The sequence below is a fragment of the Vibrio splendidus 12E03 genome, assembly GCF_000272105.2.
In the GTDB taxonomy this organism is placed as follows: Bacteria; Pseudomonadota; Gammaproteobacteria; order Enterobacterales; family Vibrionaceae; genus Vibrio; species Vibrio splendidus_I.
On the sequence record NZ_AJZD02000151.1, the window covers coordinates 1 to 22146 of the forward strand.

General features: G+C 43.9%; 15 protein-coding genes. 8 read left to right on the forward strand and 7 right to left on the reverse strand.

Annotation, left to right across the window (positions count from 1 at the left end; all coding sequences use genetic code 11):
* Positions 1 to 339: 339 nt before the first annotated feature.
* From galE to A142_RS11175, 4 genes are all read right to left on the reverse strand, one after another.
* The gene (gene galE / locus A142_RS11160; RefSeq protein ID WP_019826586.1) at positions 340 to 1353 is read right to left on the reverse strand and encodes a UDP-glucose 4-epimerase GalE; all 1014 of its coding nucleotides are present in this window, start codon (positions 1351 to 1353) and stop codon (positions 340 to 342) included.
* 82 nt (positions 1354 to 1435) lie between these two features.
* Positions 1436 to 3412, reverse strand: a complete 1977-nt coding sequence (locus A142_RS11165) for a diguanylate cyclase domain-containing protein (RefSeq protein ID WP_019826588.1) — start codon at positions 3410 to 3412, stop codon at positions 1436 to 1438.
* On the reverse strand, positions 3412 to 3948 hold the full coding sequence (locus tag A142_RS11170; protein WP_019826590.1) for a YfiR family protein: 537 nt from the start codon (positions 3946 to 3948) through the stop codon (positions 3412 to 3414). Before A142_RS11170 ends, A142_RS11165 begins: the two co-directional genes overlap by 1 nt.
* Positions 3938 to 6001, reverse strand: a complete 2064-nt coding sequence (locus A142_RS11175; protein WP_019826592.1) for a TonB-dependent receptor plug domain-containing protein — start codon at positions 5999 to 6001, stop codon at positions 3938 to 3940. Before A142_RS11175 ends, A142_RS11170 begins: the two co-directional genes overlap by 11 nt.
* A 170-nt stretch (positions 6002 to 6171) precedes the next feature.
* On the opposite strand from A142_RS11175, the gene A142_RS11180 reads away from it, so the two are divergent.
* The 3 genes from A142_RS11180 to A142_RS11190 all read left to right on the forward strand — a co-directional run bounded on the left by A142_RS11180 (position 6172) and on the right by A142_RS11190 (position 8774).
* On the forward strand, positions 6172 to 6915 hold the full coding sequence (locus A142_RS11180; RefSeq protein WP_019826594.1) for a 5-oxoprolinase subunit PxpA: 744 nt from the start codon (positions 6172 to 6174) through the stop codon (positions 6913 to 6915).
* A gap of 163 nt (positions 6916 to 7078) precedes the next feature.
* Complete coding sequence (locus A142_RS11185) at positions 7079 to 7843, forward strand: 5-oxoprolinase subunit B family protein (protein WP_019826596.1); 765 nt, start codon at positions 7079 to 7081, stop codon at positions 7841 to 7843.
* Entirely contained in the window at positions 7824 to 8774 is a 951-nt protein-coding gene (locus A142_RS11190; RefSeq protein ID WP_019826598.1) for a biotin-dependent carboxyltransferase family protein, read from the forward strand. Before A142_RS11185 ends, A142_RS11190 begins: the two co-directional genes overlap by 20 nt.
* A 180-nt stretch (positions 8775 to 8954) precedes the next feature.
* On the opposite strand, the gene A142_RS11195 is transcribed toward A142_RS11190, so the two are convergent.
* From A142_RS11195 to A142_RS11205, 3 genes are all read right to left on the reverse strand, one after another.
* Positions 8955 to 10409: an FAD-dependent oxidoreductase gene (locus A142_RS11195; RefSeq protein ID WP_019826600.1), complete on the reverse strand. Its 1455-nt coding sequence runs from the start codon at positions 10407 to 10409 to the stop codon at positions 8955 to 8957.
* Positions 10410 to 10941: 532 nt separating this feature from the next.
* Positions 10942 to 13380 (reverse strand): ABC transporter permease, encoded by a 2439-nt coding sequence (locus A142_RS11200; RefSeq protein WP_019826602.1) that lies wholly within the window; start codon positions 13378 to 13380, stop codon positions 10942 to 10944.
* Position 13381: 1 nt separating this feature from the next.
* Complete coding sequence (locus tag A142_RS11205; RefSeq protein WP_019826604.1) at positions 13382 to 14056, reverse strand: ABC transporter ATP-binding protein; 675 nt, start codon at positions 14054 to 14056, stop codon at positions 13382 to 13384.
* Here A142_RS11205 and A142_RS11210 point away from each other — a divergent pair.
* The 5 genes from A142_RS11210 to mrdA all read left to right on the forward strand — a co-directional run bounded on the left by A142_RS11210 (position 14055) and on the right by mrdA (position 22090).
* On the forward strand, positions 14055 to 14672 hold the full coding sequence (locus A142_RS11210; RefSeq protein ID WP_019826605.1) for an arylesterase: 618 nt from the start codon (positions 14055 to 14057) through the stop codon (positions 14670 to 14672). The genes A142_RS11205 and A142_RS11210 overlap by 2 nt on opposite strands.
* Before the next feature lie 81 nt (positions 14673 to 14753).
* Entirely contained in the window at positions 14754 to 15953 is a 1200-nt protein-coding gene (gene fabV, locus A142_RS11215; protein ID WP_019826606.1) for an enoyl-ACP reductase FabV, read from the forward strand.
* Between the two features lie 178 nt (positions 15954 to 16131).
* A complete protein-coding gene (locus A142_RS11220; protein WP_019826608.1) occupies positions 16132 to 18039 on the forward strand; it encodes a sensor domain-containing phosphodiesterase in 1908 nt (635 codons plus the stop codon).
* 120 nt (positions 18040 to 18159) lie between these two features.
* Positions 18160 to 19815: an ABC-ATPase domain-containing protein gene (locus A142_RS11225; RefSeq protein ID WP_019826610.1), complete on the forward strand. Its 1656-nt coding sequence runs from the start codon at positions 18160 to 18162 to the stop codon at positions 19813 to 19815.
* A 376-nt stretch (positions 19816 to 20191) separates the two neighbouring features.
* Complete coding sequence (gene mrdA / locus A142_RS11230; RefSeq protein ID WP_019826612.1) at positions 20192 to 22090, forward strand: penicillin-binding protein 2; 1899 nt, start codon at positions 20192 to 20194, stop codon at positions 22088 to 22090.
* The last annotated feature ends 56 nt before the right edge of the window (positions 22091 to 22146 follow it).

Sequence of the window (22146 nt, forward strand, 5' to 3'; positions counted from 1 at the left end):
GTTCAAGTCTTCTTAAACGATCGGCATTAAGCTTAATGCTGGCTTTTATCTATTTCACTAAAAATTGTATCAAAAAGGAATAAGTGAAATTACGTCTTACTTCTCTGCCATTTCTTTCTTAACCATTACTGCAGCAGCAATGATGAAAGTGATGATTAGGCCTAGTTCCATGATTAACTCCAAAGAAAATTAACATTAAACATATAATTCGCGAGCATAGTAACACAACGAATACAGAATGATACTTTTTAACCACCAAATTACTTTTTATTCGATTAAGATCAAAAAAGATGCCCTAAAGCATCTTTTTGTACGTTAACCATTCATGAAACGACTAGATCAACCAGGGAAACCATCAGGATTCGTTGACTGCCAGCGCCACGTATCTTCGGTCATGTCAGTCAGTGTGCGTTTCGCATTCCAGCCCAATTCTTTCTGAGCTTTTGCCGGATCAGCCCAACATTCTGCGATGTCACCCGGGCGACGATCGACCAGTTGATAAGGGACTTGTTTGCCGCTCGCTTTCTCAAACGCCTTAACCATATCTAATACACTTGAACCGTTGCCTGTGCCAAGGTTGTAGATATGAAGACCGTCTTTACGCCCTACTTTCTCAAGCGCTGCAATATGGCCATCAGACAGATCCATTACGTGGATGTAATCACGTACGCCAGTGCCGTCTTTTGTTGGGTAGTCGCTACCGAATACTGATAAGAATTCACGACGGCCTACAGCCACTTGAGAGACGAATGGCATTAGGTTATTTGGGATACCTTGTGGATCTTCACCTAACTCACCACTTGGATGAGAACCTACAGGGTTGAAGTAACGCAGCAGTGTAATACTCCAATCTGGATTCGCTTGCTGGAAATCTGTTAAGCACTCTTCAACCATTAGCTTACTACGGCCATAAGGGTTGGTTGCACTTGTCGGAAAATCTTCAGTAATTGGCACACTGGCTGGATCGCCGTATACCGTTGCTGATGAACTAAATACCAGTGTTTTCACACCAGCTTCACGCATTGCATCAACAAGAACTAGCGAGCCATTTACATTGTTGTCGTAGTATTCAAGAGGCTTAGCAACGGATTCACCAACCGCTTTCAAACCAGCAAAGTGGATAACCGCTTCGATGTTATGTTGCTTCATGGTTTCAATCAGCAGTGCTTTATCGCGAATGTCGCCTTCAATAAAATCAGGACGAACGCCAGACACTTTCTCGATACGTTCTAATACGCTCGGCTTGCTGTTATACAAATTATCAAAAAGAACAGGCGTCATACCTGCATTGATCATTTGGATACTTGTGTGACTGCCGATGTAGCCCATGCCACCTGTAACTAAAACATTCATGTTTAGCAGACCTTTTAATTAAAATTATTCAACCTATCACTTATGATACAACAACTTAGGGTGGGCTCACAAACACTGGAGCCTATTTACCCTCACGAGCGAACACAAACTGGCCTTTTCCTTTGCGTTTCGCTTGGTACATAGCCTCATCAGCAACTTTTAGAATCACGTCAATATCACGCTCTGAGCCATCAACTAAATGGATACCTAAGCTCGCTCCCACATGAAGTGAACGTTGTTTATAATTCACTTCTTGCCCGATCAGAGCCAACAATCGCTCGGCTAACTTAGCTAACAAGACCTTGTTTGTCTGTTTAATAATAAGAACAAATTCATCACCCGACAAACGTGCAACCAAATCCCCCGCTCTTACCTGAGATAACAACCGGTTTGATACTTCTTTAAGGATCTCGTCACCTGCATCGTGTCCATAGCTGTCATTCACTTCTTTGAAGCCATCCAAATCCAAGTAGATAACCGCGAAATGCTGATTTGAATAGTGGCTCGACGTGACAACATCATCCATAACCTTATACAGCTGCGCTCTATTCGCTAACCCGGTTAATGCATCGTGATGAGCCAAGTGTTCGAGTCTTTCCATCTCTTTAACGTTGGACAAATCAGACAGCGTTAATACCATATCAAACTCGTCTTTCTCATTGTCTGAGGCAACTCTATTCACTTTGACAAACATTGGAACTAACGTACCAGACGCACTCTTCTCCCACACTTCGCCTTGCCATTGACCATAGTTCTCTAACGAACTGCGAATTGTCGGCATTAGTGATGAAAACTGCTGCCACGAAAATACTTCAAATGGTGTTTTGCCCACCAGCAGATCAGAGTGATAACCGAGAAGTTGTGTGATCGCCGGGTTAACCATGGTTATCACATTGGACGAGTTCAGTACGATCAAACCGTCTTTACTGTTTTCGAAAACACCCGCTGCAATACGTTGGCGGCTCAATGCCGTTTCTATGTCTGTGACATCTTGGATTGCGTAAAGAATACGACCGTGTTTTGTCAAAGAACGGCTACTCACACGAAGCCAGCGTTTTGATTGAAAGAGATCGGTGGTTTCCAGCAATTCATCATTGAGTTCAATATTGGCATCAGTAACAACTTGTAAGTAGCCCGTTTGCTTGGTCGCGATCAACTCTTGGATCAACAAGTTCTCAAGAAAGGCTTCCGAGCATTTAAAAATATCCCGAGTAGCTGCGTTCGCATGAAGGATGAGCCCTTTTTCATCCACCACCAACAACGAGTGCTGAACGGTTTCAATGACCTCATTTGCGAACGATTTTTCTTCTTGTAACTTGTCTAACGTAAAATTGATTTGGTTGTCGCGATGTTGAAGCCTTTCTAACATGGTATTGAAAGCTCGAACCAGATCACCGATTTCATCGCGGTTCGTTGCGACCAATTTCGGCTGCTTTGAACGACGCTCAACGAAGGCTTGCATCGCCTCATTGAGGTCAAACATCGGTTCGATGATCAAGCGTTGAACCAACTTGACCAGTACTCCGCCTAAGATCACCAGAAACAACAGGTAGACGACCGCAACCTTGAAAATATTCGTTAAGATCGCATTAAACGTCTCTTTCGATATTGTCACTCTCAAGTTCGCGATCACTGCGCCATCCAGCGTCACTGGAACGAGTAAAAATATGAAATGCTCAGATATGGCAAATTGATGATCTGCGATATCGTTTAATTCATCTGTATTTGGCCTTGGAACCAAAGTGTTGCTCACCTGATAGCTTGCAAAAAGCTGCTCGTTAATGTCATAGAGCTTCACTCTAACAATATCTTTATCTGCTACGAAAGCTGACAAGATTTCCTGAGCCGATGACTTGTCTTCAAATAAAATCGCAGCTTGTAAGTTATAAGCAACACCTTGTGCCAGCACTTTAACACGCTGGATAAGACTCTCTTTTTCCCTTTCAAAAGTGACAGTGTAATTTACTGATTGAATCGTGACAAAAGTGACTGCGATAAAGATGATAATAGGTAATATCAGTTTGTTTTTAATCGATATGTTATTAATGAAAGACAACATTATTGGCCCTCCACTATAGCGATTCGTAACAGGTTTGAGCCAATGACGTAGTCACCCCGCCTTGCGTTCTCTAGGTTGATCTTAGGTTTGAGCTTATTATCGATGTGCGTGAGTTCAATGACTCCACCTAGGTCCGTAAAGTTAGGAATGTCGCTGATTGTCACAGTATGTGGCGAGTGCTCTTGACTACGAAATTGATCATTTTGACGATCAGACAAATACGTAATATCACACTTAGAAGTAATCGACTGTTGAACTTGGATATCGAGTGAACGAATAGATTTACCCTCGGTAATTGACGTCAGCACTTGGCTTACCTTTTCATCGCCAATCACACAAAAGTTCACAGCGTTCATAGAGCTTTCATCATTCCAACGTATAAAATTCGCAATTCTAAAAAGGTACACCGCTTTCACTTCATAAGGTTTGAAGCTTGCCGCTGAGGTGTTCAAAGGCACGATAAGCATCGTTAAAGCAGCTAAGCCTAGTTTAGAGAAGCCGAGCTTAAAGCGGTGCTTAAGCCATTTAGAATTCATGAGAGATCCTCACATACACCGATTCTTGATTGACGCTTTTCTGAGATGTGAATTCAGCTTGATAGCCGTCACTCTTACCTATGTTTTCAACAACCACTTCAATTAAAGGCGCTGCGGACGATTTTTTCCATGCAAGACGCGCATCAAAGGTTATTTCATGTGGGTAAGACTGCCATTCATATTGAGTGCCATCGCCTGCTTCCCAATAGTCTGGGTAATTCACATTAATGTACTGGCCTATCACATCGAATTGCCAACTTTCGGTTATATTCCACATCAACTGTGCCGTGGCTAAATGTTCATTATCAATATCGTAATAAATACTCGTTTGAGGGCTAGATTTAGGGTCATCACCTTTATTCTTACCTTCTAACGTCGCATAGGCGTAGCTCAGGTAACTGGCTAGATCTGCGGTGAGCTGGTAACTCGCGCCTAATTCTAAGCCATAAGTTTTTGCTTTATAATCATCAGACAGCGCACCGACATAGACATGATTCGCGGGGATATCATTTGGGTCATAACTGTGGAAGCGAAGGTTGTCATGTTCACTCAGGTAAATCGTTGCATCGAGTTCGAAATTTGAATTGTTTGAGTAGCGATAACCCATTTCCGCCGTTACGACGTTCTCTGTTTCAAGACTCGAGCTTGATTTATATACATCTAGGTAGCTGTTGTTTGAGTCAGCATTGTAACTATTAAAATAATAGGTGGAATTGGAATCCATATAAGATGGTGCAACAACCGCACGGCTAAGCCCCGCCCATACGGAGTGACGTTGAGTTAACTTATATAAACCACGCAATTGAGGTGAAAGCTCAGTTGAATCATTCTGTGTAAAGTGTTCAACCTTAGCACCAAGAGTAATAGACAGCGCTTCCGTCATTTGAATTTGAGACTGTATAAAAGCGTTCGCAATATAATCGTTGGCAGATTGGATGTTGTAAGCTCGACCGTAGTAATCAGGGTTGTACCAATCCACGTCCGAAACTTGGCTTGAGGAGAAATCAAGATACATATATCGCAGGCCACCGCCGAGTGTTAGCTGATGGTTTTCCGATAGTTGGTTGATATAAGTAGAGTCAAAATCAAGGGTCGAATAGCTTCCCGGAGCGTCTGGCGCATTATCCTCATTATATTCACCCCATAACGAATATGAGAGTGTCGAACTTTCATCAAAATGGCGAGAGTCGTTGAATTGGACGTAAACAGATTGACTCTTGTTATCGAAATCATTGGCTTGTGATCCGACAAACGATCCTGAGTTATCATATTGGAACGTATACAACTCCGACTCATAAAAGCTCTTCTCACCACCAATACGTAATGACCAATTTTCTTCTGCATTGCTTGGCTGAAATACCATCCCTGCCGTTTGTGCTTTCCATTTTTCAGATTCGTTTGTGCGATACGTCGGTTCTTCTCGGTACTTATAAAAGGCACGAGCATTCACACTGTCGTTTAGGCTTAATCCCTGACGAACACTAAATTCATAGTTATCAGTATTAGACGCGACACCGGAGAGATAAGTCCCCTGCGTATCATTGGCAGACTTAGTAATTATATTGACAACACCATTAACCGCGTTGCCTCCCCAAATTGTTCCGCCGGGGCCTTTTAGTACTTCGATGCGTTCGATGTCGGCTAGCACATAATCAACGTCGCTCCAATACGTACCGCCATAGACCGGGCTAAACAAGCTTCGTCCATCCATCATCACGAGCATCTTGTTATATAGCCCATCATGAAAGCCGCGCGTCGAAACAAACCACGAGGTCTCGTTAAACTTGGTCACTTTGAGGCCGGGTACTAGCGTTAGGACTTCAGCAATGGTTTTCGCCCCACTACGCTGAATTCGCTCATTAGAAAGCACATACACCGACGAAGGAATGTCAGTGAGTTTTTGTGTTACTTTCGAAGCCGTTTCCATTTCGACATCTAACATAGACAACTCTTCAAGGCTCATCGACATGAGCTGGTCTAGAGAGTTTTCTTGACCAGAGACAAAAACAGGTGTCGTTAATGCTAGTCCTAAGCAAACCTGGCGGGATATCATGTGCTCACCTAATATACAGATAGATATTAATCCTTTAATCAATAGTTCAACTATATATGAAATGCCATACTGGTAAATTTTCGGTATCGAAAGTTTGAGTCAGGTCACTGTTTATTTATGGCATTTATAAGACCGTCATTACTTACCTCAACGTAAAGGATTAGCACCACGTGACAACGAAGATTTTGCTTAATTGCGACATGGGAGAAAGTTTCGGCAATTGGAAGATGGGCGATGACGAGTCGGTCATGGAATGGGTCGATATGGCAAACATCGCTTGTGGCTTCCATGCGTCTGATCCGCACGTTATGTCCAAGACGATAAAACTGGCACAGCACTATCACACCCAAATTGGTGCTCATCCCGGTTATCAAGATCTCGTTGGATTTGGTCGCCGTTCTATTCCACACACCATGGACGAGATCAGTGAACTGGTGTGCTATCAAGTCGGTGCATTACAAGCCCTCTGCTGCTATCACCAGACCTCTGTTGGCTATGTGAAACCTCATGGCGCCCTTTACAACGATATGATGTCAAACATCGATGTGTTTAATGCGGTAGCCCAAGCCGTCGCTGAATTTAACATCCCGTTGATGATTCTCTCTTCATCAGACAATCAACAGTATTTGGATATTGCTGACGACCATGACTTGCCTCTCTTGTTTGAAGCGTTTGCCGACCGTGCTTATTTAAATAACGGACAATTAGCGCCACGTACTCAAAAAGGCTCGGTTTACGTCAATCAAGACGATATCTATAACCAAGTTATGCAAATCATTAACTATGGCTCGGTTACGACTTTAGAGAGCGAAAGATTGCCTATTGAAGCCGATACCATCTGTGTTCATGGCGATAACCCTCAATCCATCGCATTAATTCGAAAAATCAGACAAGACCTCAACGCTTTTAATTAGTATGAAGCGTGTGATTGGTATGAGGCATGGTCTAATCACTCGCCCAACCGGGCACCTAACTAATTGCTCGTAAGATCTAATTGTTTTGTATTGGCTTGGACACGGAAGTGAGACACGCCAAGTAAGCTAGTAAAAGGCAAGATAACAAACGTATGGAAACGAAATGACGACGAATCAGATTGAATTCAATATAGCGCCAGTCGCGGAATGCAGCGTTTTGGTGACCTTGGTGCTATCGCCTTCAAATAATCAATCTAGCGCTCAATATGCGCAGTACATGGCTCATTTTTCCGATGCCATTCGCCAAAATTTAGCGTCGGTGTTGATGAATGTGACACCGGCTTACCACACAATATTGGTTGATTACCTACCTTATCGAATATCGGAACAGCAGCTCATTAAACAGCTCAATAATTTGTTGAGTCACGCTCTGTCGTCCTGTTCTAGTGTTAGTAAAACTCGCGATACGATTGAGCTTCCTGCCTATTATTCACCAGAAACGGCGCTTGATTTAGACCGATATCAAGACAAAGGTGTGACTCTGGACGATATTATTCAATATCACACCTCACAGACATACAGCGTCAGTGCGGTTGGGTTTACGCCTGGCTTTGCGTTTATGTCGGATGTGGTTAATGAGCTTGCCTTGCCCCGTCACTCCACACCCCGCTTAAATGTGCCCAAAGGCAGTATCGCCATCGCGGATACTAAAACAGCGGTGTACCCTTCGGATTCACCGGGCGGCTGGAATATTATTGGCAATTGCCCGCTTTCGTTGTTCGATCATAGCCAATTGAAGAACGCCGACATCATGCAAAGACCGCTGTCTCTGCTTAATGTTGGTGACACAGTCCGTTTCATCGCGATTTCAAAACAAGAATTTGTAGAGTTGGGTGGAGGCATCGTAAATGACAGAGATCAAAACTAAACCAACACTGACAGTGATTAAGCCCGGCCCGTTGAGTTTGATTCAAGACTTCGGTCGATTTGATGTTGCTCATCTTGGATTAACGCAAGGTGGACCGGTTGATGATTACTCTTATAGCTGGGCCAATCATCTATTGGGCAACCCAGTAAACCAAGCGGCGTTGGAAATCACGCTTGGGCAATGTGCGTTACGAATCGATTTTGATTGTGAGATGGCGCTATGCGGGGGTGATTTACAAGCAAAGCTCGATGGTAAACCACAGGCTAACTGGCGCACTTTCCAAGCTTTTAAAGGGCAAGTTCTCTCATTTGGTTTGCCTAAAAATGGTCTAAGGGCGTATTTAGCCATTAAGGGCGGTTTCGATGTTCCATCAACTCTTAATAGCTGCTCTACAGTGACTCGTGAAAAGATTGGTGGATTAACGCAAAATGGAGAGCCATGCCAGCAAGGGCAACAAATCGCTTTTACCCAACATCAACTCTCTCGCCCGTTTAAAGCGTTGAGTGTTACCTTCCGATACACGCCTGATTACAATCTACCCGTGAACCTACGAGTGATTGAAGGCTATCAAAGCGAGCTATTCTCCGAGTCAGCAAGAGAGATTTTGTATAACGCGCAGTATCACGTTGACCAAAACTCTAATCGGATGGGTTATCGACTCAGTGGCGAGCCCGTAGACTCGCCTGACATTTCGCTATTGTCAGAAGGCATTGCCCTAGGTGCGATTCAAATCCCCCAAGACGGACAACCTATCGTGCTGCTTAATGATAGACAGACCATAGGTGGTTATCCGAAGATTGGGTGTGTCGCTAGGATTGATTTACCTCGCTTGGCACAAGCAAAACCTGGACATGCGATATCGTTCAGCAAGGGTGATCGCTTAGGCTTACAAGATGTTTGGTGCCAATGGGCTCAGTTTTTTGGCTACTAGTTTTTGCGATGTGTTATGTGCTAATTGCTATGTAGCTCAGAATAACTAGCTAGGAAGATGTCGTTTTGATGAGTTTCGGTATCTAAGTCGGCTTTGGAATGAAGATTCGGCTTACCTATTACAGTAAGCCGAATTGAAGAAGTTAAGCGCTGTCGATGATGATAGGCTAATTATAAGCTATTAAGCGTGATCTTGACCTGACACCTTGGCAAGCGCTTCTGGATATCCACGTTCTTGTGTCAATTCTATCGCTCTGTTTTCAATATCATTTAGATTAAGTGACATTGTCACCGAGTGCGTATCTTCAATAGATACCGCCTCTGATACGTCAAACCATTGCTCAGCAACCTTTTGTGCCGCTTCTAATGTTGAAGAAGCTTTCACGACTTCAAGTCGAGCATAGCGCTCACCACAGAATGAAACGTGTGAAGCTCTTAAGCTTGGATCGGTTCCCGGAATCTGTTGTGCACCAAACAAAGGTTTACCACCGACCAATGCAGAGCTGAAACTTGGGATGAACTGAGACATATGCGTTATTGCAGCGCGAGTTCTTAATTCAAGTTGCTCTTCACTCCAACCCGATACGATTTTCTTAAGCAGCTTCGAAGGCAACTGTGGCTGTGACGAGTCTGTTGACGATGAAACAAGCCCTCCCTCGAATAGAGTAATCCCTTCTGTCATACCGTGAAGTTGGAACACACCATCAGCATATGGCGTTAATTGCGCCATGCCTTGCGGTGTGCCTCTAGGGCCATGGAAGATAACCTCTGGCCACTCTTCCTTACATTCTTGCGAATATGGCCACTCCGTAACGTATGCAGCTTTAAACTCAACAAGTCTTTGCTGCTTAGAGCCAACAAAGTCGTCCACGATACCCGTTTCAAACCCACTCGCATTAATCAAGTAATCGGTCGTTAGTTGGCAGCTTTGGTTTTCGGCATCGGTATAAGTCAAAGACCAACCTTGACCTGTCGACTCAACAGATTGTAATCGGCTGTTGGTTAACACAGTACAGTTAGGTTGTTGCCCCAAAGAGAGTTGAGCGGTCGCAGAAAGTCGGAATACGCTCCAGCCATACTCTTGGACCACCGCAACAGGATACTTAAGAGTCTCTAAATCCGTATGTTTGGCAAAAGGAATGCACCAATCATCAAGCGATGTTGGTTTCAGAGGCTGCGTTTTTGCAGAAAGTGCTAATAAATCTTCTTTGCTGTACAGCTTATAATACTCTTCCGGATCACCGAGCACTTGGTTGCTTTTATCTTGTTTAACAAGATCGGCATAAGCGCTTTTGATTATCTTGAGGCGAGGAAGCAGATCTAATGGCTCTCCACCATCACTATGCGGCACGGCGATGATTGTCGGACGAATATTGATCGTATGAGGAAATAAGCGGACGGTATCAATTGACTGCGTGAGCAACTGAAGACACTGCTCTACAGAAATATCTCGATACAAATTGCCGCCAGCGTGCAGGTGGCAAATTGGTGGACCATTAACCAAACTCGGCCCTTTTTCTAAGATAGTGACCTTAAAACCCAACTCACTAAAGTGAATCGCGCTCGTTGTTCCGGCAATACCACCACCAACAATGGCAATAGAAGGTTGATTTGTATCCGTTTTGTTGTGGTTCATCGTGTTCTGTAGAATAAGATTAACTGCCTCTATTCTACTTTTGTTCTGCGATGAATTAAAACACATTTTTATCAAGGTCTTAGATAGGCGGGATTTAATATCTATGTAAAAAACATAAATAATCTCTTGACTCAATAACTCCAGATAGAGTTTTAAAGGTTATTCTAACAGTCAAATTTGTCCTAAGTGACGCCACATAAAGGCTGCCTCAGTACTCTTAAAACATAGAGGTTAACTTATCCCTAAAGTTATCCACCGTTTTTGTGGATAACTGTTGATAACGTTCTTGCTAAGTTGCGCAAACCCTTTGTTTACAGGGACTAACCTCTGTTCATTAAATCGGCATTATTAGGCAATTAGTTTTAAAAAATGCTAAAAACAGTGGAATCTAAGGTGCGATATTTTTTACTTATGCTACCGGTTGGTTAAATAAAAAACGGTCTAAAGCGACGTATTATAAATAGTGCATGACTAAGAATAAATAATCTCACTTTTAGACCGTTTTAAGCGCTTGGCTAGATCTCGCTAGCGACTAACCAAAATCCTTGTTTACTGGTGCCAACAAACGTTTGATTAAGCTATTCACTACCGCAGCCAATGTGATAAACGTCAGCATCGGTAGCGCTATCCACAGCATCGGGTGAAGTGAAGGTTGTAACTCAAAGCCAAAATTCATAACGCCAGCCACACTGAGCTCAGAACCGAGCGCTGCAATTGAGCCTGCGACTAACGCCATTAACCCGTACTCACACCAAATAGTATTGAGAATTCGCTTCCTACTTGCGCCTAATGTTCGATACAAGCGTATCTCTTGTTGTCTTTGAGATAAGCTCAATCGCAATAGAGTGAAGATAAGCAACAGCCCCGCCACCACACCTAACGCCGCAAGTACCGTTATCGACCAAACAATCTGTTTGAGCAGCTCTTGGATCTTGCTACCCATCTTGCGAATATCCATCAAACTCACGGTTGGATGATTTCGAGAGAGTTCATTGAGCATCTGATTGTGTTGTTCTTCTAATCTGAAGCTCAAGAGCCAAGTAGAAGGAATTGAGCTCAAGACATCTGGAGTAAAGATGAAGTAGAAGTTCGGCTTCATTTCACGCCACTCTACTTTGCGGATGCTATTCACCTTGGCCGAGACATTCTGGCTGTTGATTGTGAATGAAAGCTCATCGCCAATCTTTAGGTCAAGTTGCTCCGCGACATCCGATTCCACAGATACGCCCTGCTCTTGTGTCCAGCTGCCTTCTAAAACTTCATTGTACTCAGGTAAGGTATCTCCCCAAGTGAAGTTGATCTCACGGCTTAGTGCGTCTGTTTCTCCAGAGGTATCACTGTATTCTGACGCTTCAACACCGTTTATCGTCGTTAGTCGTCCTCGGATAATTGGAAACGCTTGAGTACGCTCTACTTCGTTTGCATCAATCGTCTCGAGATAACTGTCTTTCTCATAGCTTGCAATGTTAAGTGCAAACGCATTTGGTGCGTTCTCTGGTAAGGTTTGTTGCCAATCTGACAGTAGATCGCTTCTCACCAACCAAATGATCGATAGCAGCATCAAAGATAGCGCTAAAGAACCAAATTGAATCCCTGTTGCTAATGGTGTGCGATTAATTCGGCTTAATGCCAAACGCATAGATGTCGTTGTCGGCAGCTTGCCAACTAAACGCAGAACAAACGTACTGACAATCGCGAGCACTAAGAACAGGCAAGCGATACCCGCTAGAACTATCCATACCAATAGATTGTCGCCATACATCAGCATCATTGGAATAATCGGTACCAGTAACAACAAGTATTTCTTATAGCTTTCATTGGACTGATGACTTGATTGAATAACGCTGATTGCAGAAGTGTTGACCAAGCCAATTAACGGAATACCCAGAGCAGGAACACCAATTAAGATGCTTGATAAAATAGCCAAGATAGCAGGTTCAATACCATAGCTAGGAAGTGGCGTTGGTAATAAGTCGCCCAGAGGTATACGAAGCAAAAACTCTAAGCCGATACCGATGGTTATTCCCAGTACTGCACCGATAACCACTAATAGAGATACCTGTACAGACAACCATTTAACGATCCACGGCTTGCTTGCCCCTAAACTCTTAAGCATCGCGATGGTTTTACGACGACTCGCAACATAATGTTGGCACGTGAGTACCAAAGTGGTCGCAGCCATGATCACAACAATAGCCACAGTTAACGACAGATATTGAGTCGTGCTCTCGAACATATCATTAGTGCGACTTGCAGAATCTTGAGTACGCCAGCGATCACTTGGCGTTAATTCTACGCTGTCTTGCGCGGCTTGCAGTTTTGTATCATCACCGTTTAGAAACAGCCTAAAACTAACACGACTGCCCGGTTGAATCGCTCCCGTGGCATCGATATCGCTTGTATGAATCAGCACGGCTGGCATCTGTTGGAATGGGTTAAAGCTTAAGCCTGGTTCTTGAGTGATTCGGCCAGTTATCGCTAGATCGGCATCGCCAATAGTGACATTGTCACCAATCTCAACCTCTAACTGTGCGAATATGCGCTCGTCTAGCCAAAGTTCACCCGGCTTAACATGGTTACTTGATGCTTTGTCAGCGCCCTCTAAGATCATTTCACCCCGTAACGGGTAATTACTTTCAACCGCTTTCACCGTCACTAACTGCATCGAGTTGTCACTGAATGCCATGGTTGAAAAACGAGTCAACTGAGAGCTTTCTAATTGTTCAACTTGAGTGAGGTCTAACAAGGATTGTGGAACTGGGTTTGCTGAGATAAACACGCTATCGGCAGTAAGCGCATCTTTGCCCTGCTTAACAATTACCTGCTCCATACGTTCGGCCAACGCCGACAATGCAAATACACAAGCAATAATAAGCGTTAAAGCGATTGAAACTGGCCACAATTGACCGTGTCGAATCTCTTCGATACTCCATGAAAACAGGCGTTTATTCAGTCCGTTTGATGAATTCAATTTAGACTTCCTCTATCTGACCGACATGCATCTTAAGCGTTCTTTGGCAACGTTGTGCAAGCTTAGGATCGTGTGTCACCAAAACTAACGTTGTGCCGTGTGATGCGTTCAATTCAAACAACAACTCAACAATTTTGGCTGCCGTTTGTTGGTCTAGGTTGCCCGTGGGCTCATCAGCAAAAAGGATTTTTGGCTTAATCATAAATGCGCGCGCCAACGCGACCCTTTGTTGCTCACCACCCGATAGCTGCGACGGCAAGTGATCAAGCCTGTCTTTCAAGCCTACTGATTCAAGCAGAGCCGTCGCGCGTTCGATGTCTTCGTCTTCTCCCTTCAACAAACAAGGCAACGTGACATTTTGTAGCGCAGAAAGGCTTGGAATTAATAAGAAGCTTTGAAATACAAACCCTACCGATTCACTGCGGATCTTAGCCCTTGCCTCATCATCAAGTTGTGAAAGTGGCTGTCCTAATAAACTGATTTCGCCTTTCGTTGGTACATCAAGACCAGCAAGCAGCGTCATTAGGGTCGACTTACCCGCGCCAGACGTGCCGACAATCGCGACAGTTTCGCCTTCACGAATATCGATATCGACGTGCTCTAGGATTGTTAAATGTTCTTGATTAGTAGACACTGTCTTCGAAACAGCTTCTGCTTTAATGATGGATGTATGCATGACTCGACTAATTTCCTTTTTATTCTTTATTTTATTTTCAACCGCTTCTTTGGCTCAAGATACCGACTTAGATTCTAAGTTACTGGTCCTTGGTGATAGCTTGAGTGCTGGTTACAACATGGACATCAAACAGAGTTGGCCAAGCCTGTTACCAGACGCGTTAGCAAAGCATGACAAAACGGTAACCGTGGTTAACGGAAGTATTTCTGGTGATACAACGGGCAATGGTTTAGCTCGCTTACCACAATTGCTTGAAGAACATGCTCCAGACACCGTTCTTATTGAACTTGGTGCGAATGATGGACTTCGTGGGTTCCCACCTAAGCTGATGTCTGCGAATCTTGATCAAATCATTGAGCAGATAAAAGCTGCGGGCGCCAAACCTATAATGATGCAGATTAAAATCCCACCGAATTACGGAAAGCGTTATAACCAACAGTTTGAATACGTTTTTGCAGCGCTTGCTGATCAACAAAACGTACCACTTTTGCCGTTTTTCCTAGAGCATATCATCCTCAAACCTGAGTGGATGATGAAAGATGGACTGCATCCAAAACCAGAAGCTCAACCTTGGATTGCTGAATTTGTCGCCGAAGAATTATATCAGTATCTTTAAGTTTTAATGGTCTAGCTCAATATATTTTACACAGCTTTACGTTAGCCTGAGTGCATATCATCGTTAACTGTAAGGTTATTTATGCTTGTCGAACCCGTTATCAAGGGTGTGGTAGCCAAAAGCGCTCACCCTCTTGGCTGTCAAGAAGCCGTAAAGCAACAAATCAAGTTTGTTAAGAGTGCGCCGCAAATCAAAGATGGCCCTAAACGAGTACTGATTATCGGCGCTTCCTCAGGCTTTGGCCTTGCCGCTCGTATTGCCCTTACTTTTGGCGGCGCAAAAGCTGACACTATCGGCGTCTCATTCGAGCGCGGTCCAAACGAAAAATCCCTAGGTAGTGCTGGTTGGTACAACAACATCTACTTCAAAAAAGAAGCCGAACGAGAGCAACGCACTGCTATTAACATCGTTGGCGACGCATTTTCGCAAGAAACACGTTCACAAGTTGTCGAAGCCATTGAAACCTATTTCGAAGGTGAAGTGGATCTAATTATCTATAGCTTAGCTGCAGGCGTTCGTCCTAAACCAGATTCCGATGAGTTTTGGCGCTCTGCCATCAAACCTATTGGTGAAAGCGTAACTGGCGCAACCATTTCTCTGGAACACGACAACTGGGTGACCAACACACTTGATGCTGCGACGGAAGAAGAAGCCGAAAGCACACTCAAAGTGATGGGCGGCGAAGATTGGGAACAATGGATAGATGAGCTCATCAACGCTGAATCTATTGCTCCGGGTTGCAAGACAATCGCGTTTTCTTATGTGGGCCCAGAAGTCACACACCCTATCTATTTAGACGGTACATTGGGACGCGCTAAGATCGACCTTCACCAAACCAGCCATGCTCTTAATCTAGAGTTAGCTAACTTTGATGGCAACGCTTACGCGACCGTCTGTAAAGCCCTAGTCACTAAAGCGAGCGTTTTCATCCCGGGACTCAGCCCTTATTTACTTGCTTTGTATAAAGTGATGAAAGAGAAAGAGACCCACGAAGGTTGTATCCAACAAATGCAGCGTCTGTTTAGCAGTAAACTCTATGGTCAATCAAAAGTACCACTTGATGGTGAGCGATTGATCCGTATGGATGATTGGGAATTAGACCCAGAAACCCAAGCGCACGTAACTGAACTACTAGAAAAGATGGATGAAAACAACTTCCAAACTTTAGGTGATTACCAAGGGTTTAAAGAGGAATTTCTGCAATTAAATGGGTTTGCTCAACCCTCGGTTGATTATAGCCAAAAACTTAATACAGAAGATTTTATAAAGTTAAAGCCTTAAACGAAAATTATCTCATTACTGAGACCCGGATTCACATTTGAAAACCTCTGCATAATTGCGGAGGTTTTTTCGTGCAACATTTCTTATACTTACTAAACGTAAGGTTCATAGTTTATTTGGTTCATCATAATTAACACAGGATGTGTTGATGCATTTAGCATAATTGACTCGGAGTCATATGAAGAAGATAAAAACAGTAGACTTAGATATCCCAGACGATATGGTGTCTGGTTGGCAAAATATTGTCGACCTCTTGGCTCAAATCACTCAAGTGCCCGCCGCACTTATCATGCGTGTTCACGCCAATTATATTGAAGTATTCTCGACCAGCCGAAATGAAAATAACCCTTACAACAAAGGTGATTCTGAAACCCTAGGCAATGGGCTTTACTGTGAGACGGTGATGGATTCCCAGCAGCAACTTGTGGTACCCAATGCGCTTGCCGATGTTGATTGGGAAAACAACCCCGACACGAAGCTTGGCTTAATCTCTTATTGTGGCATTCCGCTGCTTTGGCCGAATGGTGAATTATTTGGCACTATCTGCATTTTAGACTCGAAAGAAAACCACTACACACCCACCTATGTCAAGCTTTTACAGAGCTTTCGCACCTCGATAGAGTCTCAGCTTAAAACTCTGTTTCAGCATGCTAAGCTCACTCAAATGAATAGAGACTTAAAAAACCGTGTTTACACTCGGACTAAAGATCTTGCGAGTCTTAATTATTCATTAAATCAAGAGATTGATAAGCGAAAAGCTGCAGAACAAAAGATCAATTTCCAAAAGAATCACGATCTCGGTACCGGCTTTTTAAACCGAAACGCATTTGAATCTCGCTTAAACCACAAGCTACTGTCACAGAGAAGGCTGACAGACAGCTCATTTGCAGTCGTTCATATTGGTTTTACCAACGGTAGACGCATACAAGCACGATATGGCTATAACGCGTTAGACCAAGTGCTTGTTGAATACCGAAAACGCATCGACAGTATGTCTGATATCGATGTATTAACTGCACGCCCTACTTCGGTCGATCTCGTATTGGCATTTAGCGTTAAAGATTTACACCATCGACTTGAAGAACTTTGCCAGACGCTCGTTAAAGTTGGTCATTCAGAATTCGACATCGAAAGTGACAAAGTGCATTTGCACGCGTTTATTGGGATTGCAATTACGAACGACGAAGATGACGCGGAAAGCATTCTGCAGAAATCTTCTGAAGCGATGTTAGCCTGCAAAGATTCAGGACAAAAGTTCGCTTACTACTCTCAATCCCATACCGAAGAACAAACTCACATTAATAAGATCGAAGGCTATTTGCTTCAAGCCGTTCGTAATGATGACCTTATGCTCTACTTTCAACCCAAAGTTAGCCCGTTGACGCATCGCTGGGTCGGTGCTGAAGCTTTGCTTCGTTGGCGACATCCTGTTTTGGGTGATATCTCTAACGAAACCCTGATCCACATGGCTGAACAAAACGGTTTGATTTTCGAAGTGGGCAGCTTTGTTTTACGCAATGCGATTGAAAAAGCCAAAGAGTGGTCCGAATACGTTGAAGATTTCAAGATGGCTGTGAATGTGTCTGCAATTCAACTCAAGAACGTACACTTTGCGGAACAAGTGGTTCACCTACTCGAAACCTATCATTTAGAGCCTCGTTTCTTAGAACTTGAAGTTACGGAGAGTGGACTGATAGCAGATGAAGTGGTTGCCAAGAATACCTTGGGGTCTTTGCACGATATTGGCGTTACATTGTCACTAGATGACTTCGGTACGGGCTACGCCTCCTTCAGTTATCTGAAGAAGTTCCCATTCGACACCATTAAGATTGATAAGAGCTTTATCGACCAAATGCTCAACTCACACGAAGACTCGGAAATTGTTCGTTCTATTGTCCAAATTGCCAAAAAGCTCGACTTAAAAGTGACGATTGAAGGCATAGAAACGGAGGTTCAGGAGCAATTTATTATTAATGAAGGCTGCGATGTGGGCCAAGGTTACCTTTACGGAAGACCAATGCCGAGCCAAGAATTCGAACACAGCTTAATCAATCAAAACTATTTGGGGACAACTCGTTACGCTTAAAGCGAAAAAGAGCAGTTAGTTTTGGATTTAGGCCTACTTTCTCTTTACTCTAAAGGTGGTGATTTTTATAATCGCCGCCTTTCTGTTTTTATCTTTCCCCTTATATAGGCATTCCTCGTTATGGATCAGTTGACTGCAAAGCTTAAAAAGCTCGAAAAACAAAACTACCGTGCATATCAACAAATTAAAGGTCAATACGACTTTGCTGATTTTGAATTACACATCGACCACATCCAAGGTGACCCATACGCGTCAGCTTCTCGTTTTCGTGCAACGCGCGCGTGGTCTTTGACCGGGTTAGATTGGCTTAAAGAAAAATCTTACGAATACCAAGTAGCCGCTCGTGACTTTATCGCACGTAGCTTCTCTGAGTTCGCGAAACAAGAGTCGACCGTTTCTATCGCGCTGACGGGTCAAACCGTATTAGACAACACAGCTGTTGTATTCACAGACCACGGAATCGAAATTCGTTTCCGTATTAATTTACCAGCTGATGGTCGTAGCATTCTTGCTAAGAAAGCGAACAACATCATCACTTTCTACTTACCGAAGTTTATTCGTCGCGCGACGCTTGAGCGTGAATTGAATATCGATGCAATGATCAAACATTGTGAAACGATTGAAGACCAAGAAGCGCTGCGCGCTCAATTGGATGAAAACAACCTAGCGGCATTCGTTGCAAACGGCAGTGTGTTACCTCGTATCGCGGGTAACTGCGACCTGCCAATGAAAGACGCGGTACCTTTCGCGGCTCCAGAATCATTGAGTGTTACGTTAAATACTCCAAACCAAGGTGACGTGACTGGCTTAGGCATTCCAAAAGGCATTACGCTGATCGTTGGTGGTGGTTTCCATGGTAAATCGACACTGTTGAACGCTGTTGAACGTTCTATCTACAACCATATTCCTGGTGACGGTCGCGAAGGCATTGTAACTGCGATTGATACGATGAAGATCCGCGCTGAAGATGGTCGATGTGTGCACAGCTTGAACCTGTCAAACTACATCAACCATTTACCAATGCAGAAAGACACGTCTGATTTCAGCACACAAGATGCGTCAGGCTCTACGTCTCAAGCGGCTTGGTTACAAGAATCGATTGAAGCCGGCGTTCAAACTCTACTTATTGATGAAGATACGTCAGCGACTAACTTCATGATTCGTGACGAGCGTATGCAAGCACTAGTGTCAAAAGGCGATGAGCCAATCACACCACTTGTTGACCGCATTGGTCAACTTCGTGAAGAGATGGACATCTCTACCATTGTTGTAATGGGCGGTTCTGGTGATTACCTAGATGTAGCGAACACTGTGATTCAAATGCACGACTACCAAGCGGTAGATGTGACAGAAAAAGCAAAAGACGTGATTGCTCAGCACCCTACTCAGCGTACTAACGAATGTGAAACTGCTTTAGAAACGTTTGTACCACGTTCATTGAACCGTGCTTCACTCATGAACATTCTGACTGACGGTAAGTTCCGTGTTAACGCGAAAGGCAAAGAGTCACTGCGTTTTGGTAAAGAGTTCGCAGACCTTTCTGCGCTTGAGCAGTTAGAATCACCGTCTGAAGTGAACGCGATCGGTTGGGCTTGGTTCCAATTCGCGCAAACTCCAGGTTGGTCAAGCAACCCTGCGAAAGAGTTCAACGCTATTTTAGAAAACGAATGGCACGCTAATATGCCTAACTACGGTGACCTAGCGAAGCCAAGAACATTAGATGTGATGGCTGCTCTGAACCGTATGCGTAAATCTCAGTTCAAGCCTTCGAACTGATTTCGTTAAATATCGGATTTATTGTGCTTCTAGGCTTTTGAAGTTCTAAGCTTTTAGTTTACTAAAGCTTCTAAGCCACTAAATAAGCAAATTAACCTTCTACGGCTCTCATTCTGAGGGCCGTAAATTTATCTGACCTCTATTTATCTGACCTCTAGTACTCTCAAAACTCTTCAACTCTAGAAATTCACAAAACCAATCTTTACATCAATTACTTATCAACTTTTCTAATGAGAAAATTAAAGGCGTTGTTTACCGCCATCTAATGCTGTCGTTCCCTAAAATCATGACACAGCTTTTACAAAACCCTAGTGATATTCAGATAAAGTCCCGAGTCGACAAGTGTAACCAAATGTAACAAACCCTTGAGGCTTCAATGAATCATAAACGCGTTAAGATGCGTGACCATAAAATCGAAGTGAACCTATTCAAAAACCGCGTAATCGTCGCATTTTGTGGGATCTTGATGTTCACTCTTGTCTTAGTCGGCAACCTATACCGACTTCAAGTTGAAAATTTTAAAAGCTATCAAACTCGTGCCGATGGTAACAGGATCAAAGTGTTGCCTATCGCCCCTACTCGTGGGCTGATTTACGACCGCAACGGCGTATTGCTTGCAGAGAACAAACTTGTCTTTGATCTGACTATGATTCCAGAGCAAACCGATGATGTCGATGCAATGCTCGCCAAGCTAGACAAATACGTCCCACGTGATGCCGAGCAGATCGCTCGTTTCAAAAAACGTTATCACAACACCCGCCGTTTTAAATCAGTGACCATTCTAGAGAACTTAACGGAAGAAGAGATTGCGAAGTTCTCTGTTCATCAGTACCAGTTCCCCGGGTTATCTATCGATACCAGCTTAAAGCGTTTTTACCCGAATGGTGAGGTTCTTACCCACGTTCTTGGTTACGTGGCGCATATCAACGATAGCGATCTAAGAAAACTTGAAGAACAAGGGATAGATGCGAATTATCAAGCTACAACAATTATAGGTAAACTCGGCGTTGAGCGTTATTACGAAGATATCCTACATGGAACCAAGGGCTATCAGGAAGTAGAAGTAAATAGCCGCGGACGAGTTGTTCGAACGATTGAATACGTGCCGCCAGTAGCCGGCAAAGATATCGTGCTAAATATCGACCTTGAACTGCAAAAATACGTTTTTGAGCAACTTGACCATAGAACTGGCAGCGCAGTTATTCTCGATCCGAAAGACAACAGCGTGTTGGCAATGGCATCAAGCCCGAGTTACGACCCTAACCTATTTGTCGACGGTATTTCGAGTAAGAACTATCAACGCTTATTGAATGACCCTGCTCACCCGTTGGTTAACCGCACCACTTTAGGTGTTTATCCTCCCGCTTCAACCGTTAAACCATTTATGGCTGTGGCAGGACTGCAAGAACATGTCATCTCTGAAGATACCATTCGTAACGACCACGGTGTTTGGAGAATTCCTGGCTCTAAACGAAACTCTAAATCATGGCGTGACTGGAAACGTTGGGGGCACGGACCTGTCGATGTCACTCAAGCCATTGAAGAGTCGGTAGATTCATTCTTCTATCAAACCGCTTTCGATTTGGGTATTGACCGAATTTCAAGTTGGATGAACCGATTTGGATTTGGTGAACCGACAGGCATTGATATCTATGAAGAAAGTACCGCCAACATGCCGACTCGAGAATGGAAGATGATGCGTTATCGCACCCCTTGGTATCAGGGTGACACAGTACCGATTGGTATTGGCCAAGGTTATTGGACTTCGACACCGATGCAACTTGCTAAAGCAACTTCAGTATTGGTTAATCATGGTAAGGTGATGCCACCGCATATCTTACGAGCTACCTTAGACCACGGTGAAGATTTCAGTACCCAAAAACTTGTCGAACCGGAGCCAATGCCCTCAATCACTGAAGTACCGGATAGAATTTGGGATGTGCCCATCAACGCGATGCGACTCGTGAACCACGGAAGTCGAGGCAGCGGCAGACGTGCATTTAAGGGAACTAAATACACGAGCGGCGGTAAATCAGGAACTGCACAAGTGTTTGATCTTGCGAAAGATCAGGTCTACAACTCGAAGAAACTCGCTAGGCATCTACTTGACCACGCGCTTTACACAGCTTTCGCACCTTATGAACACCCTGAATATGTCGCGACTGTGGTCATTGAACACGGTAACGGCGGCTCGAAAGTCGGCGCACCTTATATCCGTAAAGTACTCGACTATGCCTTTGAGCATAAAAGTGGTGAGAGTAAAGATCACTCCTAGCACCAACAACTTAAGTCGCTACAACACATAACGTAGTTACCCAAAACATAACGTAA

What these genes read in the sequence shown, in the direction of transcription:
- galE (WP_019826586.1), bottom strand. Translation starts at nt 1,353, where the DNA reads ATGAATGTTTTAGTTACAGGTGGCATGGGCTACATCGGCAGTCACACA.
- A142_RS11165 (WP_019826588.1), bottom strand. Translation starts at nt 3,412, where the DNA reads ATGTTGTCTTTCATTAATAACATATCGATTAAAAACAAACTGATATTA.
- A142_RS11170 (WP_019826590.1), bottom strand. Translation starts at nt 3,948, where the DNA reads ATGAATTCTAAATGGCTTAAGCACCGCTTTAAGCTCGGCTTCTCTAAA.
- A142_RS11175 (WP_019826592.1), bottom strand. Translation starts at nt 6,001, where the DNA reads ATGATATCCCGCCAGGTTTGCTTAGGACTAGCATTAACGACACCTGTT.
- A142_RS11185 (WP_019826596.1), top strand. Translation starts at nt 7,079, where the DNA reads ATGACGACGAATCAGATTGAATTCAATATAGCGCCAGTCGCGGAATGC.
- A142_RS11190 (WP_019826598.1), top strand. Translation starts at nt 7,824, where the DNA reads ATGACAGAGATCAAAACTAAACCAACACTGACAGTGATTAAGCCCGGC.
- A142_RS11195 (WP_019826600.1), bottom strand. Translation starts at nt 10,409, where the DNA reads ATGAACCACAACAAAACGGATACAAATCAACCTTCTATTGCCATTGTT.
- A142_RS11210 (WP_019826605.1), top strand. Translation starts at nt 14,055, where the DNA reads ATGACTCGACTAATTTCCTTTTTATTCTTTATTTTATTTTCAACCGCT.
- A142_RS11205 (WP_019826604.1), bottom strand. Translation starts at nt 14,056, where the DNA reads ATGCATACATCCATCATTAAAGCAGAAGCTGTTTCGAAGACAGTGTCT.
- fabV (WP_019826606.1), top strand. Translation starts at nt 14,754, where the DNA reads ATGCTTGTCGAACCCGTTATCAAGGGTGTGGTAGCCAAAAGCGCTCAC.
- A142_RS11220 (WP_019826608.1), top strand. Translation starts at nt 16,132, where the DNA reads ATGAAGAAGATAAAAACAGTAGACTTAGATATCCCAGACGATATGGTG.
- A142_RS11225 (WP_019826610.1), top strand. Translation starts at nt 18,160, where the DNA reads ATGGATCAGTTGACTGCAAAGCTTAAAAAGCTCGAAAAACAAAACTAC.
- mrdA (WP_019826612.1), top strand. Translation starts at nt 20,192, where the DNA reads ATGAATCATAAACGCGTTAAGATGCGTGACCATAAAATCGAAGTGAAC.